This is a genomic window from Allolucifera butyrica, from assembly GCF_900476375.1.
In the GTDB taxonomy this organism is placed as follows: domain Bacteria; phylum Bacillota; class Negativicutes; order Sporomusales; family UPPP01; genus Lucifera; species Lucifera butyrica.
In genome coordinates, this window is the sequence record NZ_UPPP01000095.1 from 1 (window position 1) to 18220 (window position 18220).

Annotated in this window: 15 protein-coding genes and 1 pseudogene; all 16 read left to right on the plus strand. The window is 51.9% G+C overall.

Features of this window, described 5'->3' with window-relative positions; translation table 11 throughout:
• Positions 1-664: FAD-binding oxidoreductase (locus LUCIF_RS20090; RefSeq protein ID WP_279386975.1), on the plus strand; the 664-nt coding region annotated here is incomplete at its 5' end.
• A gap of 68 nt (positions 665-732) precedes the next feature.
• Positions 733-1431: a FadR/GntR family transcriptional regulator gene (locus tag LUCIF_RS20095; protein ID WP_122629649.1), complete on the plus strand. Its 699-nt coding sequence runs from the start codon at positions 733-735 to the stop codon at positions 1429-1431.
• A gap of 20 nt (positions 1432-1451) precedes the next feature.
• The gene (locus LUCIF_RS20100; protein ID WP_122629650.1) at positions 1452-3038 is read left to right on the plus strand and encodes an L-lactate permease; all 1587 of its coding nucleotides are present in this window, start codon (positions 1452-1454) and stop codon (positions 3036-3038) included.
• A 264-nt stretch (positions 3039-3302) separates the two neighbouring features.
• Positions 3303-4583, plus strand: a complete 1281-nt coding sequence (larA, locus tag LUCIF_RS20105; protein ID WP_122629651.1) for a nickel-dependent lactate racemase — start codon at positions 3303-3305, stop codon at positions 4581-4583.
• 169 nt (positions 4584-4752) lie between these two features.
• Positions 4753-4971, plus strand: coding sequence for a hypothetical protein (locus LUCIF_RS20110; RefSeq protein WP_122629652.1), 219 nt, complete (start codon positions 4753-4755; stop codon positions 4969-4971).
• Positions 4972-4975: 4 nt separating this feature from the next.
• Entirely contained in the window at positions 4976-6001 is a 1026-nt protein-coding gene (locus tag LUCIF_RS20115; RefSeq protein WP_122629653.1) for a molybdopterin-binding protein, read from the plus strand.
• A gap of 110 nt (positions 6002-6111) precedes the next feature.
• Positions 6112-8847, plus strand: coding sequence for a molybdopterin-dependent aldehyde oxidoreductase (locus LUCIF_RS20120; protein ID WP_122629654.1), 2736 nt, complete (start codon positions 6112-6114; stop codon positions 8845-8847).
• Between the two features lie 135 nt (positions 8848-8982).
• Positions 8983-11313: a pyridine nucleotide-disulfide oxidoreductase/dicluster-binding protein gene (locus LUCIF_RS20125; RefSeq protein ID WP_122629655.1), complete on the plus strand. Its 2331-nt coding sequence runs from the start codon at positions 8983-8985 to the stop codon at positions 11311-11313.
• Between the two features lie 13 nt (positions 11314-11326).
• Complete coding sequence (locus LUCIF_RS20130; RefSeq protein WP_122629656.1) at positions 11327-11533, plus strand: DVU_1557 family redox protein; 207 nt, start codon at positions 11327-11329, stop codon at positions 11531-11533.
• Positions 11530-12291 carry a DVU_1556 family methyltransferase gene (gene trsM / locus LUCIF_RS20135; RefSeq protein WP_122629657.1) on the plus strand — a complete coding sequence of 254 codons (762 nt, stop codon included), beginning with the start codon at positions 11530-11532 and terminating at the stop codon, positions 12289-12291. Before LUCIF_RS20130 ends, trsM begins: the two co-directional genes overlap by 4 nt.
• A gap of 263 nt (positions 12292-12554) precedes the next feature.
• Positions 12555-12821 carry a hypothetical protein gene (locus LUCIF_RS20140; RefSeq protein ID WP_207858153.1) on the plus strand — a complete coding sequence of 89 codons (267 nt, stop codon included), beginning with the start codon at positions 12555-12557 and terminating at the stop codon, positions 12819-12821.
• 83 nt (positions 12822-12904) lie between these two features.
• Positions 12905-14673 (plus strand): annotated as a pseudogene (locus tag LUCIF_RS20145) (sigma-54-dependent Fis family transcriptional regulator); the annotation flags it as partial.
• 87 nt (positions 14674-14760) lie between these two features.
• Positions 14761-14904, plus strand: coding sequence for a helix-turn-helix domain-containing protein (locus LUCIF_RS26835; RefSeq protein ID WP_243638768.1), 144 nt, complete (start codon positions 14761-14763; stop codon positions 14902-14904).
• Positions 14905-15172: 268 nt separating this feature from the next.
• Complete coding sequence (locus tag LUCIF_RS20150) at positions 15173-16288, plus strand: XdhC family aldehyde oxidoreductase maturation factor (protein WP_122629658.1); 1116 nt, start codon at positions 15173-15175, stop codon at positions 16286-16288.
• Positions 16218-17384, plus strand: coding sequence for a DVU_1551 family NTP transferase (locus LUCIF_RS20155; protein ID WP_122629659.1), 1167 nt, complete (start codon positions 16218-16220; stop codon positions 17382-17384). The genes LUCIF_RS20150 and LUCIF_RS20155 overlap by 71 nt, the downstream gene beginning before the upstream one ends.
• A partial coding sequence (locus LUCIF_RS20160) for a radical SAM protein (protein ID WP_207858165.1) occupies positions 17377-18220 on the plus strand: 844 nt, incomplete at its 3' end. The genes LUCIF_RS20155 and LUCIF_RS20160, both read left to right, overlap by 8 nt.

Sequence of the window (18220 nt, forward strand, 5' to 3'; positions counted from 1 at the left end):
TATGGGAGCGGGAATTACGCCGGTGTGCGTCGAATTTATGGATAATGCATCGGTCCAGTGCGTGGAAGGGTTCTTGCGGGAAAAACTGCCCCATAGCAATGACGGATACTATGTTATTGTGCAGATTGCCGGCGACAGCGAGGAATTGCTGGAAGACCAGTGCGTTCTGATTGACGAAATGGCCACGGAAAACGGGGCTATGGAAGTGCTGGTGGCGGATCCGGCGGTGATTTGGAAAGCAAGAAAAGCGTACGCGGAGGCGGACCGGGCGCGGAGTTTGGTATTTTCCATGGAAGATTTGGTCGTTCCAATGAGCCATATTCCGGAAGCGGTAGAGAAAATAGCCGAACTCGGCGAAAAATATAAAGTGGCCATTCATTGTGCCGGCCATTCCGGCGACGGGAACATACATGCCAACATTCTGAAAGACCAGTACAGCGAGGAAGAATGGGAGAAGATACTTCCGGCGGTGCAAGCGGAAATCTACGAAATGGTCTACAGCTTGGGGGGCAAATTGTCCGGGGAGCATGGAATCGGTTATAAGCGGGTTCATCTGATGGATAAATATGCCAATCCGGTGGAACTGGATATGATGAAAGCGATTAAAAAGGCGCTGGACCCGAACCTGATTATGAATCCCGGTAAAGTAATCGCCGTGGACTAAAGAAGCAGGCGGAATTGCCTGCAGGGTGGCAGGGCACACAAGGGATGGCTGATGAGGAGAGTTAACCAGTGAATTTTGTGTCAATTAAGCCGAAGAAGTTGTACCAGTGTGTCATCCAGCAGGTAAAACAAATGATTTATGAAGGCCGCCTGAAAAAAGGGGACAAATTGCCGACGGAGCGGGAGCTCTCGGCGCTGTTGGGAGTAAGCCGGACAGCGATCCGGGAGGCGGTGAGCGCATTGGAAATCATCGGCATTGTGGAGAGCCGCCACGGCGACGGCATCTTCGTGTGTTCGGACCCGCTGAAGCACAATATTATGGAACCGCTGTCGATGTTATTCATGCTGGAAGAAAACGTGCAGCCCCAGTTGATCGGGGTGCGGAAAATGCTGGAGGCGGAGTGCTCTTATTTAGCGGCGCAAAATGCCCGGCCGGAGGAACTGGCGGAGATGACGCGGTGTATCCGGGATTTTGAGCAGAACACGATGGACCAGGTATTCAGCGGGGAAGTGGACCGGGATTTTCATTTTGCCGTAGCCAAGGCAAGCGGCAATATTTTGTTATATCATTTATTCGTGGCCATATCCGATGTCCTGGAACGGCATATTCGGATGATGCGCCTGAGTATCAGCCGGGAACCGGAGAATATAAACCGGCTGCTGGAGCAGCATCAGCGGATTTATCAGGCAATTTGCGGCCACGATGCCCCGGGAGCGCGCCGGATGATGGAAGAACACATGGAATTTGTTAAATCGTTCATAGAATGAAAAGAGGGGTGTACGTAACTATGTGGCATGTCGTAGCGCATCCGTATGGAATCGGACTTTCGGCTTTGCTTGCGTTTATTCCTTTAGGTTGGTTATTTCTCAGTCTGGGAGTTTGGCGATGGCCGGCGCATAAGAGCTGTTTTATCGCGTTATTGGTTGCTCTGGCAGTTGCCATACTGGGTTGGAAAATGCCGCCGGTGCTGGCTCTTGAAGGAGCTGCCAATGGTGCCGTGATGGCGATTTGGCCGATCATGTGGGTTATTTTTGCTGCAATTTTCACGTACAATATAACATTAAAAACCGGGGCCATGGAAAAAATTAAGGGATTCATGGCCAGTATTTCCAATGACCGCCGGGTACAGGTACTCCTTATTGCCTGGGGATTTGGCGGCTTTCTTGAAGCGGCGGCCGGTTTCGGCACCGCTGTGGCAATTCCAACTGCGATTTTAATCAGTCTGGATTTTGATCCCTTTTTTGCGTCCGTTCTTTGTTTATTGGCCAATACGGTGCCGGTAGCCTTCGGCGCGGTCGGGATTCCGGTTATTACCCTGGCCAAAATCGCTGATGTTAACCTGATGCGCCTGACCCTAGACGCAGTGATCCAGTTGACGCCGTTTGTTCTTGTTCTCCCGCTGGCCCTGATTTGGGTTATGACCAGAAGCCTTTCCCAGCTCAAAGGGGTTATTGGGACAGCGATCGTCGCTGGATTAAGTTTTGCGATACCGCAGCTGTTAATTGGCGCTTTTATGGGACCGGAGCTGGTTGCGGTCGCCGGTTCCCTGTGTTCGATGATTGGCGTTGCAATTTGGGCTAAGATCTCACCGCCGGTTAAAGAATGGCATTTCCCGGGTGAAAACCTGGCTGCTAAAAAGACGGTGGAATATCATACCTCAACGGGTGAACAACTCGTTGCCTGGGCACCGTATATCTTTCTGGGAGTTTTTATTATCGGCTCCAATCATGCGATATTCCCCGCTCTCGCTAACGTGCTGGGTGCAATAAAAAGTTCCTTCCGCATTTATAATGGCCCCGGCGGTACGCCGATGGTTCTGCCCTGGATTCTGACACCGGGGACGCTGATTATGCTCGGAGCGGTTCTCGGCGGTCTGGTGCAGGGAGCTTCCCTGAGTGATTTTACCACTACGGTTGCTAAAACAGCCGGGCAACTGCAAAAGACAACGCTTACCGTGGTGACCATTGTGGCGATGGCCCTGGTAATGATGTATTCCGGCATGGTTTCGGCCATTGCCGTGGCGCTGGCCATGGCTACCGGCGGTTTTTACCCGGTGATTGCGCCGATTATTGGAGCCATGGGGACCTTCCTTACCGGGAGTGATACCAGTTCAAATGTATTATTCGGGGCACTGCAGAAGCAGACCGCTATTCAGATTGGCGCCGATCCGACTTGGATTACCGCTGCCAATACGGCCGGTGCGACAGCCGGCAAGATGATTTCGCCGCAGAGTATTGCCGTCGCTTGTTCCGCTACCGGACAAACCGGTGCCGAAGGTAATATTTTCCGGACAATGATCGTCTATTGTATCGGCTATACATTAATATTGGGCTTGTGGGTCTATTTTGTAAACGCTACCCGTCTTTTCCTGTAGCAAAAAAAGACAAGACCGCTGTCCAACCGGGCCGCGGTCTTTGCCTTCCGGATTACTCCGAAAAAACGGGATCGCCGCGCTCCACTTCGTTGCGCTCGCGATGACAGTTCATAGATTGTCATTGCGAACGAAGTGAAGCAATCTTACGCAAATTTCATTCTTGTTGCTGCATCAGTTAAGGTGCAGGGGACATCTCGCAAAGACGCAGATGGAAACGAGCTCCGTAGATAAATCACAATATGTCTGTAAAAGGGAGGATAAAACATGGCCACAATAAGAATTCCTTACGCCAAGACGTATATGGAGGCCGCCATTCCGGATGATAAATTATTGGCCGTATTGCACTCGAAGGCGCATAACTATAAGGCTTCGGCAGGAGAAGGCGCTATCGTCCAACAGGCCCTGGAGCAGCCCGTCGGTTCACGGCGCCTGCGCGACCTGGCTAAAGGGAAAAATAAAATTGTCATTATTACCAGCGATCATACCCGGCCGGTGCCCAGCAAAATTATTTCCCCGCTGATGCTGGAGGAAATCCGGGCCGGCAACCCCAATGCCGATATCACTTTTCTGATTGCGACGGGTTTTCATCGCGCCAGTACGACGGAAGAACTGATTCATAAATTTGGTGAGAAAATTGTCAACGAAGAAAAAATTGTTATCCACGATTGCCGGGATGCGGCCAATATGGTGAATGTCGGTACGCTGCCGTCCGGCGGTAATCTTGTCATTAACAAACTGGTTATGGAGGCCGACCTGCTGGTAGCGGAAGGTTTCATCGAACCGCATTTCTTTGCCGGCTTTTCCGGCGGCCGCAAAAGTGTTCTGCCGGGAGTCGTCAGTGAAGTTACCGTGCTGGCCAATCATTGCGCCCAGTTCATTGCTAGCGACAAAGCCCGTGCCGGCATACTCGACGGCAATCCCCTGCATATCGATATGATGTATGCCGCTAGGCAGGCCAAGCTGGCATTTATTTTAAATGTGGTCATCAATGCGGAAAAGAAGATTATCAAGGCCTTTGCCGGCGATATGGCCGAGGCTCATGCCGCAGGCTGTGCATTTGTCGGGGACCTGGCCGCTGTGCCGGCAGTACCGGCCGACATTGTGATTACTTCCAACGGCGGCTATCCCCTTGACCAGAATCTGTATCAATCCGTAAAAGGCATGTCCGCTGCCGAGGCTACCGTTAAGCCCGGCGGTGTGATCATTATTTGCAGCGCCTGCAACGACGGGCACGGCGGCGAGGATTTCTATAAATGGTTCACCGATGCTCCCGGCGGGGCGCGGGAAGTTATGGATAAGATTATGCAAATTGAAGCCTGCAATACCATTGCGGACCAGTGGGAAGCGGAAATACTGGCCCGGGTACAGTTAAAAGCAAGTGTCATCGTTGTGACCGATCAATGTGACCATAAAATCATTGAGAACATGCATATGAAAGCGGCGCGAACCCTGCCGGAGGCCATAACCATGGCGAAAGGCATTGTTGGTGAAGATGCTGCCTTTACGGTCATCCCCGACGGTGTATCCGTGATTGTAAAAGAATAAGTTTATATTATAAAGATTACGTTACGGGAGTGTAACCTAAGTGTAACCTAAAGTAAACACTTAGGTTACACTTTTTTTACACTTGCCAACGGGCATTCGATCATGATTTATCAGTAAATATTGAAAATTTGGTACTTGTTCCGCAGGGAGACAAGGGCGGTTTATTTTAGTGGATTACTTGGCACGGGAATTGCAAATATTAATGTTGAAATATAGTTCCGGCGTCCGGATTCATTACGGCAGGCTGGATCAGCCGCGGCCCGGCAAAGTGTCCGGTCCGTGGGAGAAAAAGGAATACAGTGCATTACCAAGGATGGTGTGGGGGAGCAAAGCGCTGTGTTCTTTTTTCGGCGTTTTGCTTTTTTTAATTTATCTGGCTAAGGAGTGAGCGCATGAAAGTCGTGCCGGTGTACGAAGCGGAAGGAATGGTGCTTTGCCATGATATTACGGAGATTGTTCCCGGCAAGGTAAAGGGCAGGGCCTTCAAAAAAGGCCACATCGTAAGGCGGGAAGACATAGCCAAATTGCTAAATTTAGGCAAGGAACATCTTTATGTCTGGGAGGTTAATGAAAATACCCTGCATGAGAATGAAGCGGCGCTGCGTATTGCCGGGGCCGCCGCCGGCTCCGGTATAATCCGGACGGAACCGTCGGAAGGCAAAGTGGAGTTGAAAGCGGAGCGGACCGGCCTGTTAAAAATCAATACGGGCGCCCTGGAAAAAATTAACGGGGTTAATGAGGTGGTACTGGCTACCATCCATTCCAATCAACTGGTGAATGCCGGCCGGGTAGTTGCCGCCTGCCGGGTTGTTCCGCTGGTAATTGACGCCGACAGAATACGCAGCGTGGAAAAAATCGGCCGGGCCAATTTTCCCGTAATCGAAATTAAACCGCTAAAAACGTTGAAAATTGGTGTCGTTACTACCGGCAGCGAGGTTTATCACGGTCGCATCCCGGACCGGTTTGGTCCGGTTATGCAGGAAAAAATAACAGGATTAGGCAGCCGGGTTTTGCGGCAAATTCTGGTTGACGACCAGGTTGACATGATTGCCGGCGCGATCCGGACTTTAATCGGGGAAGGGGCCGGGATGATCATAACCACCGGGGGAATGTCCGTTGACCCGGATGATGTTACCCCGGCGGGAATCAGGGCGGCCGGCGGGCATGTTGTGGTCTACGGGGCGCCGGTACTGCCGGGATCCATGTTTATGCTGGCTTACATCGGGGATATTCCGGTGCTGGGATTGCCCGGCTGCGTAATGTATCACAAAACAACCGTTTTTGACCTGATTGCCCCCCGGATTCTGGCCGGTGAGGAAGTCGGCCGCCAGGATATTATCCGCCTGGCTCACGGCGGACTTTGCGGTGTATGTGATCCCTGCCGTTATCCCAATTGTTCTTTCGGCAAAGGAAGTTAAAAAATTATCCTTTGCATTTTGGTATTGATAAATTAAGCGGAAAGGCGGGTGAAAAGTCAATTAGCAGATCCTCCAAGGGAACGGATAAATAAAAAGAAGGAGAGAAAAACATGCAAAAGAAAGTCTTGATCATCAATGGATTGCCGAGAACTCTGGTTGTTGATCCCGAGTCCAGTCTGGCAAGCGTACTGAGGGAACAACTGCTGCTGACAGGCTGCAAAGTCGGCTGTAACCAGGGCCAGTGCGGTACCTGCTCCATTATTATGGACGGGAAAGTTGTCCGTTCTTGTATCGTCAAGATGAAGCGGGTAGCGGATGAAGCGAAAATTACCACCATTGAAGGGATCGGCACACCGGAAAATCTCCATCCCCTTCAAGTTGCCTGGATGGCTTACGGCTGTGCGCAATGCGGTTTCTGCAGCCCCGGCTTTATCCTGTCTTCCAAAGTGTTGCTTGATACCAACCCGAATCCGACCCGGGAAGAAATCCGCGATTGGTTCCAGAAAAACCGCAATGCCTGCCGTTGCACCGGTTATAAACCGATAGTGGACGCGGTGATGGCGGCTGCCAAAGTAATCCGGGGTGAAATTCGCAAGGAGGATTTGCTGTATACTCCGGTGGGCAATAAAATTTATGGAACGACTTATCACCGTCCTTCGGCGCTGCAAAAAGTTACCGGCACCTGGGACTACGGCGCCGATATGGCTTTGCAGATGCCGCCGGGAACCCTCCGTCTGGCCCTGGTGCAGGCGGAAGTATCCCATGCGAATATTTTAGGTATTGATACGGCGGAAGCGGAAACAATGCCCGGCGTTTATAAAATTGTTACCCATAAAGATGTAAAGGGCAAGAACCGGATTACCGGCCTGATTACTTTCCCAACCAATAAAGGGGACGGCTGGGACCGTCCCATCCTGTGCGACGAGAAGGTATTCCAGTTCGGCGACGCCATCGCGATTGTGTGTGCCGATACGGAAGAACATGCCCGGGCGGCGGCTAAGAAGGTTAAGGTAGACCTGGAAGTGCTGCCGGCTTATATGAGCGCGCCGGCCGCCATGGCACCGGATGCGCTGGAGATCCATCCCGGCACGCCCAATGTCTATTTTGAGCAGGGAATTGTAAAAGGGGAAGATACTAAGCCCATTATGGATAAGGACGGTATCGTGACGGTCGAAGTCGATACCTATTCCAGCCGGCAGCCTCACTTGCCGCTGGAACCGGATTGCGGCAGCGCTTATTTTGATGAAGAGGGACGGCTGACAATCCATTCTAAAAGTATTGGCCTTCATCTGCATCATGCCATGATCGTCGCGGGAATTGGCGTTGAGCCGGAAAAATGCCGTATTGTGCAGAATCCGACCGGCGGTACCTTCGGCTATAAATTCAGCCCGACCATCGAGGCTTTGCTGGGGGTGGCCTGCATGGCGACCGGCAAGCCGGTGACGCTTAATTTCAATATGTTTCAGAATATAACGTATACCGGCAAACGTTCGCCCGGTTTTGTCAAATGCAAGCTGGGTGCCGACAAGACAGGAAAATTGCTGGCGATGGAAACCGACTGGGCCATCGATCATGGTCCGTATTCCGAATTTGGCGACCTGCTTACCTTGCGCCAGGCCCAGTTTACCGGCGCCGGCTATGATATCCCGAACATTCGCGGCAAAGGCCGCACCGTGTGTACCAATCATGCCTGGGGTTCCGCTTTCCGCGGCTACGGTTCACCGCAGGCTTTCCTGGCTTCCGAAATTGCCATGGACGAATTGGCCGAAAAGCTCGGCATGGATCCGCTGGAACTCCGCTTTAAAAACATTTACCGTCCCGGCTCTACAACGCCTACCGGACAGGTGCCGGAAGTATTCTGCCTGGAAGAAATGCTCAACAAGCTGCGTCCTCTTTGGCAAGAGGCGAAAAAGCGCTGCCAGGAACTCTCAACGCCGGAGAAGAAACGCGGCGTCGGTTTGTCACTCGGCATTTACGGCTGCGGCCTTGACGGTCCGGACGGATCGGAAGCGTGGGCGGAACTGACGAAAGAAGGGGTAACTATCGGCAATTCCTGGCAGGACCATGGGCAAGGCGCCGATATGGGTACTCTGGCTATTTCCCATGAAACACTGCGGCCCCTTGGCATTAGGCCGGAACAGATCAAATTGATTATGAATGACACGGCGTATACGCCGAACAGCGGCCCGTCCGGCGGCAGCCGGTCCAATGTCATGACCGGCAATGCGGTCCGGGTTGCCTGCGAGATGCTCTTAAACGCCATGCGCAAGGCCGACGGAACCTACCGTACCTATGATGAAATGGTGGCCGAAAAGCTGCCGCTTCACTATGACGGCAAGTGGACGGCTTCCATGTGTACCGATTGCGACCCCGTAACCGGGCAGGGCAAGCCATTTGCGATTTACATGTATGAACTTTTCATGCCGGAAGTGGAAGTGGACATGAAAAACGGCAAGGCCAAAGTCGTTAAACTTACAACGGTTGCCGATGTCGGGACAATTACCAATAAAACGGTTTGCGACGGCCAGATTTACGGCGGGCTGGCGCAAGGGATCGGTCTCGCTCTGACCGAGGATTTTGAGGACCTCAAGAAACACACCAGTTTGGTCGCCTGCGGCCTGCCGTTTATTTATGATATACCCGATGATATGGAAATCATCTATCACATTACACCGCGGGAGCATGGACCGCATGGTGCCGCCGGCGTAGGGGAAGCACCGCTCACTGCGGCGCATCCGGCTATTTTGAATGCCATCTATAATGCCTGCGGCGTACGGATTTACGCCATACCCGCCTTACCGGAGAAAATTAAGGCCGGTTTGGATGCCCTGGCCAAGAAAAAGTAACGTTTTTTCCGTATATTCCGGGTCTTACAACGCATAACCTAAAACGGACCGGGAGGCTTTGCCGCTTTCCGTCCGTTTTAGGTTTCCCTGTTCAGGGGGAATGCCCCAATTATAGGAAAGAAACGGGAGAAGAGTATGGAACAAAAACAATTGCGGGAACGGGAAGCAAGATGTGTCCAGGAAAATCCGCCCGGCTGCAGTGCCGGCTGCCCGGTTCATGTGGATGCGCGGGGGATGATCGCCGCCATTCGCCGGGAAGATTATGCGGCGGCAATGGTCCTGTTTCGCAAGATGGTTCCCTTTCCTGGGATTATCAGCCGGGTGTGCGACCAGCCGTGCCGTCAGTCCTGTAAACGGAAAGAGATTGATGAGCCGGTTTCGATTAATGCTTTAGAAAAGGTTTGTTTTGACCGGCATCAGGGACCGGTTCCCAAAATTACAATCCTGCCGGCCAGAAATAAAAGCGTGGCCATTGTAGGCGGCGGTTTGAGCGGTTTAACGGCCGCCTTCGAACTTAGCTGCAAGGGATACAAAACGGTGGTTTTTGAAGCGACAGACCGGTTGGGGGGAAGCCTTTGGGATATCCCGGCAGACAAACTGCCCCGGGAATTGATGGCCGGTGATTTCGCTGTTTTAGAGCAATTGCCTGTTGAAATCCGTTATAATGCGGCCATTGGCAATCGCGGGGGCTCCCTTCGATCGTTTAACAGTTTATGCGAGGAGTTTGACGCCGTTTATGTGGGTATTGGCAGTAAGGAAAAGGATTCGCTGGATTTAGAGCTGGCGACAAAGCCGGACGGAGAAATTGCGATGGATCCGCTGACCCTTGCCACCAGCCATCCCCGGGTATTTGCGGGAGGCAGTCTCCGCCGGAGAGGAGACTGCCGGTCGCCGGCCGCTTCGCTGGCTGACGGAAAAATGGCCGCCGTATCCATTGACCGGCTGCTGCAAAATGCCTCTCTTACCGCGAACCGGGGAAAAGAAGGCGCTTTTACTACATCCCTTTATACCGATATCGAAGGCATTGAACCGGCGCCGGTAGTGCGAATGACGGACCCCGGCAGAGGCTATACCCGGGAGGAGGCTCTGGAGGAGGCAAAGCGCTGCTTGCAATGCGAATGTATGGAGTGCGTGAAAGCCTGTGAGTATTTGGCCCATTACGGTTCTTACCCGAAACGGTATGTACGGGAAGTATACAATAATTTATCGATAGTAATGGGAGTTCATCATGCTAATAAGATGATTAATACCTGCTCTTTATGCGGACTTTGCGAACAGGTTTGTCCGGGTAATTTGAATATGGGGGATATTTGCCGGGAAGCGCGGCAGATGATGGTTAAACGGGGAAAGATGCCGCCGTCGGTGCATGATTTTGCTATACGGGACATGCAGTTCAGCAATAGTGACCGGTTTGTCTTAGACCGGCATCAGCCGGGTTTTACGTCCAGTGAGACCGTATTTTTTCCCGGCTGCCAGCTGGCGGCATCTTCCCCGCAATCGGTGAAGAAGATTTATGAACACTTGTGCGCCAAGACGGCAGGCGGCGTGGGACTGATGCTGGGCTGCTGCGGTGCTCCGGCCAATTGGGCGGGCCAGGAAGAGTTATTTCAGGAGACGCTGCAAAACATAGAAAGCCGGTGGCGCGAATTAGGCAGTCCCAAAGTAATTACCGCCTGTCCAACCTGTTTCAGTATGTTTGAGCATAATTTGCCGGCTATGCCTGTGGAGATGTTATGGACCCTGTTGGAGCGGACCGGCTTGCCGGACAGTGCGGCTGCCGCGGTTTCACCGCGAAAAGTAGCAATTCATGACAGTTGTACAACCCGGCATGAAACCGGGTTGCACAATAGCGTCCGGCAGATAGTGAGCAAGCTGGGCTGGGAGATTGAGGAACTGCCGCGGAACCGGGACAATACGGTATGCTGCGGTTATGGCGGCTTAATGATTTACGCCAACAGAGAGGTTGCCCGTAAGGTGATAAACCGGCGCATTAAGGAAAGCGGCACCGATTATCTGACCTATTGCGCCATGTGCCGGGATAATTTCGCCAGTCAGGGTAAACGGGTGTATCACCTGCTGGATCTGATTCTGGGGACGGACGGGGAACAGTTAGCGGAACGGGAACCGCCCGGCTATTCCGAGCGGCAGGAAAACCGGGCCCGGCTTAAACGGTCCCTGCTGCGGGATGTTTGGGGTGAAGACGTGGAAGCGGAAAGTGATAGTAAGATAACGATTCCGGAAAACGTAAGACGCGTAATGGAAGAGCGGATGATTCTGACGGAGGATGTGGCCGGAGTGATCCGCTATGCGGAAGATACGGGCAATAAAATGAAAAATACCGGCAACGGACATTTTATTGCTTATCTGCAGCCGGCCGGTGTAACCTATTGGGTTGAGTATTCACCGCAGGAGGACGGATTTTTAGTCCACAATGCCTACTGTCACAGACTGGAAATCGAAGAATGACGGGGGGAGACCGATGAGCCAACAAGCAGGCCGGCAAGAAAATATGATTTGCAATAAATGCCAGATTCCATTGACCCTGGGGAAAGTCACCCTGTCTTATCTGGGCAGCAAATTTCCGGTTGAACTGTTCCGGTGTGCGAAGTGCGGGCTGGTCTATATTCCCGAGGAATTAGCCCGCGGTAAAATGCAGCAGGTAGAAACGGCTCTGGAGGATAAATGATGGGCCGGCAGCAGGAAACCGGTGATATTCATCCGGCGGCAAGCAGTCTTACCGTTTTTGAACGGCGAAGTTTAACGAAACTGCCCGAAGGGGTCATGCGTCCCGGCGGGCTGGCGCTAACCGGACATTTGGTTGATTGCTGCGCCTTTCCGCGCGGGGCCAGGGTCGTTGATATTGGCTGCGGTACCGGGGTTACCGTGGAGTATCTTCGCGAGCATGGCGGCCTGGATGCAATTGGTGTCGACCCATCGGCTATGCTGCTGCAACAGGGACGGCAGCGGTCGCCGGATTTGCATCTGGTCCGGGCAGCGGGAGAAGATTTACCGTTTGCCGCGGCGTCAGTGAATGGAATTCTGGCGGAATGCAGCCTATCGGTTATGCCGGATACGGGCAAAGTTTTAGATGAAATGAACAGGGTCCTTGTTCCCGGCGGGAAATTAGCGCTTACCGACATTTACATCCGGGAGCAGGCAGCTTCCCAGGACCGGCCGGAAAGGACGGCAGGGGCGCTGACCCGGGACGAATTGGCCGGAATGCTGGCGGAGAGCGGTTTTAACGTAATTGTCTGGGAAGAATGTTCGGCCTTATTGAAAGAGTTTGTTGCCCGCTACATCATGGAGAATGGAGCCGTGGAAGAACTTTGGCACTGTCCGTCAACGGGAGGGAACGGCGGGCCGCTGCGGCGGCGGGACGGCAAAAAGGTCAAATTGGGCTATTTTTTGCTGGTGGCGGAAAAGCTCCATGCTGTTCGAACCTGAATTTATCCGGAGAAAGGATGATATACCTTGACAAATGCATGCCCCCAATGTGGTGCTCAGATAACCAACCATCTTTTGTATAAATGCATGAAATGTTTTACGGTATACTGCAAGGAATGCGACCGGACCAACGGGGGGCGGTATTGTCCCCGGTGCGGGATGTCCCATCGGATCTTGCTGACGACGGAAGAAAAATAAGCAAGAAGCCGTCAGTTGGGTCAGCAGCCGGGTCCGGGGTGCGAATTTTGGCTGGAGGCGATAGGATGAACAAGGAAGGGAATTCCGAAGAACAATTGGATAAAATTGAAGCGGATTCAATCACGGTGGAAATAATCGATAAAAAAACCGGCAGAATGTTTCGCCGCAACCTGCCTATAAGATATGTTGAGACTGACAATGGATTGATCTTATCGGGAGAAACAATGGAAGGAATTCCTTCCCAGATTGCTTTTTTTTCCGAAACGGCTCTCAACCGGATGAAAGACCTGTTTGGCAAAGGACCGGACACGCATCGCTGCGGTGATCAATGAAAACATAACGGTAGATATTTATGATTCATTTAGCAGTACTCCTTTAAACGGTAACAACACGGCAATAAAGTGAGGTGGTCAAGATGAAGGCGGAATCTTCCGGTGTACTGGGTCATACTTATCACCAATGGGAGGAGTTTATTGCCGGCAAAAACTATGACGCCGGTGAAGTTCACCTGCATATCGTTGAATCCTGGCGCCGATGTTACCGGTCGGGGGTCGATCCGTATAGCATGGAACCGCATCCTTCCTTAGACCGGTGGACCTTGAATAAGGTACTGAAGGAAAAAGAAAGGCTGATAAAAATAGCCAAGCCGTTTATGACCAATCTCTATAAGTTTGTAAAAGGGTCCGGATTTGTGGTTGTATTAACGGATGAAAACGGCTATATCATGGAGATGTTTGGCGACGAGGACACGCTGCAAAATCCGATGACCCGGGATTTTTTCTGCGGAGCCAGCTGGCGGGAAGAGGCGGCCGGAACGAATGCGATAGGGACGGCCTTAATTATCCGGGAGCCAATCCAGGTTTCCGGCGCGGAGCACTTCTGTCATAAACATCATAGTTTGACCTGTTCCGCCGCGCCTATTTTTGATCTTAACGGGGAAATTATCGGCATTTTGGATATGTCCGGCGCATCCCATGCGTCGCATTTGCATACCCTGGGAATTGTGGTGGCTGCTGCCGAAGCGATTATGGCCCAGCTTAGCATCCGGCAAAAAAATTACGAACTGGCTCTGGTCAATAAAAGACTGACTAATTTTTTTAATACCGTATCCGATGGGGTGCTCATTGTTGATAAGGAGGAAACCGTAATCGAAATAAACCCTGCCGCCAGAGAAATGCTAAGCAAACCGGAACAAGAGGTCCGGGGGATGCCGGTTCATAGCCTGTTTAGCCATAAGTCCTGCCCCGCCGGGAAGAAGCTGACTATTAATGAGCCCTATACGGATGTGGAAGTCATGATTGACAGAAGGGACGATGTATGTCATTGCGTAGCCTCCGGCGAGCCATTTATTGATGAGCAGGGAAAAGTCACCGGCGGCATTATTATTTTACGTCCTATTAAACAAGTAAAAAATCTGGTAAACCGGTTTGGCGGATTTTACGCTACGTTACGCTTCAGCGACATTATCGGACAAAGCAGTGAAATCCGGGAAGTTACACGGCTGGCAACACTAATGGCGACTACGACGTCCAATATTCTGCTGCAGGGAGAAAGCGGCACCGGCAAAGAGATATTTGCCCAGGCGATTCATAACCGCAGTTCACAGCGCAGCGGACCGTTTATTGCGCTGAATTGCGGGGCTATCCCCCGGGAATTAATCGGCAGTGAGTTGTTTGGTTATGAAGATGGTGCTTTTACCGGGGCAAAACGTGGCGGCAAACCGGGGAAATTTGAACTGGTGGGACCCTGTTTCTTGATGAAATCGGTGATATGCCGCTGGAACAACAGACGGCCCTGCTGCGTGTAATTCAAGAAAAAAAGATAGCCCGTATCGGCTGTGATAAAATGATTCCGGTCAGTGTCCGTCTGATTTGTGCTACTAATAAAAATCTATTGAAGGAAGTGGAAAAGGGAACCTTCCGCCAGGACTTATTTTACCGGCTGAATGTAATGTCGATTACGATACCGCCGTTGCGTAACCGGATTGAAGATATACCGCTTCTTTTTAGATACTTTCTAGAAAAAATATCCCGTGACCGGGCAATGCAGTTTAGCACGGAGCCGGAAGTGATGGAATGGCTGAAAAAATATAATTGGCCTGGTAATGTCCGGGAATTGCAAAATGTAGTGGAAAGGGCGGCCAGCCTGGCTGAAAACGACACAATTACTTTACGTCATTTACCGGTTGATTTTTATGCGCCTTCTTTTTATTCAGCCAGTCCTCCCGCGGCTCCGGCGGCGGACCTGCTGAACTGCCGGGAACAACGGCGGATGCTGGCCCAGGACGCGGAAAAGCATAAGATCCTTAGTTTGCTCAACCTGCACGCCGGCAATGTCAGTCAAGTAGCAAGAGAACTTGGGGTATCGCGGAAAACTCTGTACAATAAGATGCGTGTCTATGCTATCCGGAATTAAAAACAGATGTTACTTGACTGTGTAAAATGTGTAACCCTTGCTAAACAATAAAGTGACGCAATTTTTACAGTGAATCGCACCGGATCATCAGGCGGGTTTTTCCGCGCCCTGCGCCTTGGGGCACGAGCCGAAAGACCGCGTCAGCGGTTTTTCGCAAACTATTGGCATGAAAGTTGCGATGAAAGAACTACAACCATAAAGAATCCGGTTTTTCGGGATCCAAGCCCTACGCCCCGAACCGAAAAAAAGCGTCAGATGGAGGGGGTCTATGAATAAGTTGTTTCGAGAGATGACCGGTCTTTTAGAAATGGGGGAAAGTTTTGTCGTAGCGACCATTTTTGATAAAAGCGGCTCGGCACCCCGGACTGCCGGGACAAAAATGGTAGTCCGGCCGGACGGTTCGATTCTTGGCACGATCGGCGGCGGCCGTTTGGAAGCCGCCGCCATCAAGCTGGCGCAAGAGGCAATGGGCTCGAGGCGGACAATGCTGCAATCCTTCGACCTTACCGGGGAAGACGTTGCCGGGATGGATATGATCTGTGGCGGCAAAGGGGAAATACTGCTGGATTATATTGACGCCGGCGATGAAAATAACCGAATTATTGCTGAGCAAATAGTAAAAACTCTGGACCGCAGGGAGAAAGCCTGGCTAATTACCGTTTTAAACAATAACGGCACCGACTCTTATTTAAGCCGGCAACAATGCCTGGTAAAAGCGGACGGAATTCTTGTTGGCAAGGTTGACGCCGATCCTTATTTGCTGGCGAAGCTTATAACCGGTCCGGCTAAGATATCCATTCACGCCGAAGTATTGGCGAATCAACGGATCTTGGTAGAACCGGTGCGCTACGGGGGTATCGTCTATATTTTCGGTGCGGGCCATGTATCACAAAAAATTGCGCCGCTGGCTGAGACCGTCGGCTTTAAGACGGTTGTTCTGGATGACCGCGACGAATATGCCAACCGGAAGCGATTTACCGGACCAACAGAAATTATTCTCCTGGCGGCGTATGAACGGCTGCCGGAACTTGCCGTGGACGAAGACAGCTATATTGTAATTGTTACCCGGGGACACCTGTATGATAAGACGGTTCTGGAGCAGGTTTTGCGGACCCGGGCCGGTTATATCGGTATGATCGGCAGCCGCAGAAAACGGGATAAAATTTTTGAAGCACTGCTTGCCCAGGGATGGACAAGGCAGGATCTGGACCGGGTTTATTCGCCGATCGGTATGGCTATCGACGCGGAAACACCGGAAGAATTAGCGGTAAGTATTGTTGGTGAACTAATAAAAGTAAGGGCGGAACGGGAAAATGGTGCTAAGAAAGAAAATAACGGCTCTGATACTTGCTGCCGGCTATTCGTCCCGGATGGTGAGATTTAAACCATTACTGCCGTTCGGAGATACCAATATTATTACGAAAGCGATAGAATGCTTCCGCCGGGCCGGCATTGAAGAGATAACGGTAGTGGTAGGGCATCGCGCTTCGGAATTGATGCCGGTACTGGAGAGATTGCAAGTACGCCATGTTTTTAATGCCGAATATGACCAGGGTATGTTTTCCTCTATTGTTGCCGGTTTGCGGACATTTTCGCCGGAAACGGAAGCCTTCTTCCTGCTGCCGGCAGATATGCCGCTGGTGCGGAGTCATACTGTACGCCTGCTGGTCCGGGCTTATCAAAAAAACACGGCGGATATCGTCTATCCTGTCTTCCGGGGGCGGAGGGGGCATCCTCCCCTTATTTCTTCCCGGCTCTTTCCCGTAATTTTAGCGTGGCATAATCCGGCGGGACTGCAGCAGCTTTTAGAGCAGCAACAGGTTAAAGCTCATGAGGTAAAAGTACTCGATGAGGGAATTTTACTGGATGCCGATACGCCCGCCGACTACAACCGGATGACTTTATTGCGGCGGGACATTCCTACTTTGCCGGAATGCTATGCGCTTTGGGATAAAATGAATGTGCCGGACAGCGTCATCCTTCATAGTAAGACGGTAGCCGCTGTGGCCAGAAATTTGGCAGTTCGTCTGAATCGGGCCGGTGTGGTGCTCGATGCCGATCTTGCCACGGTTGCCGGCGAATTGCACGATGTAGCCAAAGGCCAGCCCGACCACGCCCGGGTTGGCGCCAGATTATTAAAAAAAATGGGCTGCGGGAAAGTCGCTGCGGTTGTTGCGCAACATTCCGATCTGGATTTTAAAACGGGCCGGCCCCTTGATGAAGCGGCAATTCTCTATCTGGCGGATAAAATGGTTAAAGGCAACCGGATTGTGACCATTGACGAGCGGTTTCGTGAGCCAATGATGAAATATACCGCCGACACGGCGGTCTTAGCAACCGTTCAAAAGCGTCTGCTAACGGCGCAAACCATAGCGAAAGCCGTAGAACAGGCGGTGGGGGCCGGCCTGGCGGAAATCTTTACGATGGAAGGCAGAGCCGGTTTTTATGAAAGGACGGAGAGGTGGGCGACCGGTGAATAAGAGCGGGGAAAAAGAGATAGAAATACTGGGGATGACGGAGAGTATCTGTCCGGTATGTCTTAAACGGATTCTTGCCAGGCGGGTCCGGATTGAAGACCAGGTTTATCTGGATAAGATATGCCCGGAACACGGCTATTTCAAAACGGTTATTTGGCGGGGGCAGCCGTCGTATGAATCCTGGGCCGTTGCTAAAGTGCCGTCTCAGCCGCCTGTCTGCGCAACGGATGTCAACCGGGGATGCCCTTTTGACTGTGGCTTGTGCCCGGCTCACCGGCAGCATACTTGCTGCGTTCTGCTGGAGGTTACCCAGCGCTGTAATTTATCCTGCCCATTTTGTTTTGCCGCAGCCGGCAATGAGGAACAGGAGCCGGATATAGCTGCCATCGAAGAATGGTATTATATGCTGCTGGCAAGCGGCGGACCTTATAATATCCAGTTATCGGGGGGGGAACCGACCCTGCGGGATGACTTGCCGGAAATCATCGCTTTGGGCCGGTCGTTAGGTTTTCCTTTTTTTCAATTAAATACCAACGGCCTGCGGCTGGCCGACGACCCCCACTATATAAAGGAACTGAAACGAGCCGGGTTATCCTGTGTGTTTTTACAGTTTGACGGAACCGATGATGCAATTTACCAAAAGCTGCGGGGCGGCGCATTACTGGAGCGGAAAGAAGCGGCGATCCGTCGCTGCGCCGAGTATCAAATTGGCGTGATTCTGGTTCCTACTCTGGTACCGGGAGTCAATACGGAAAATATCGGCGGGATGATTCAATTTGCCGTTGAGAGGATGCCGGCCGTACGGGGCATTCATTTTCAGCCGGTCAGTTATTTTGGCC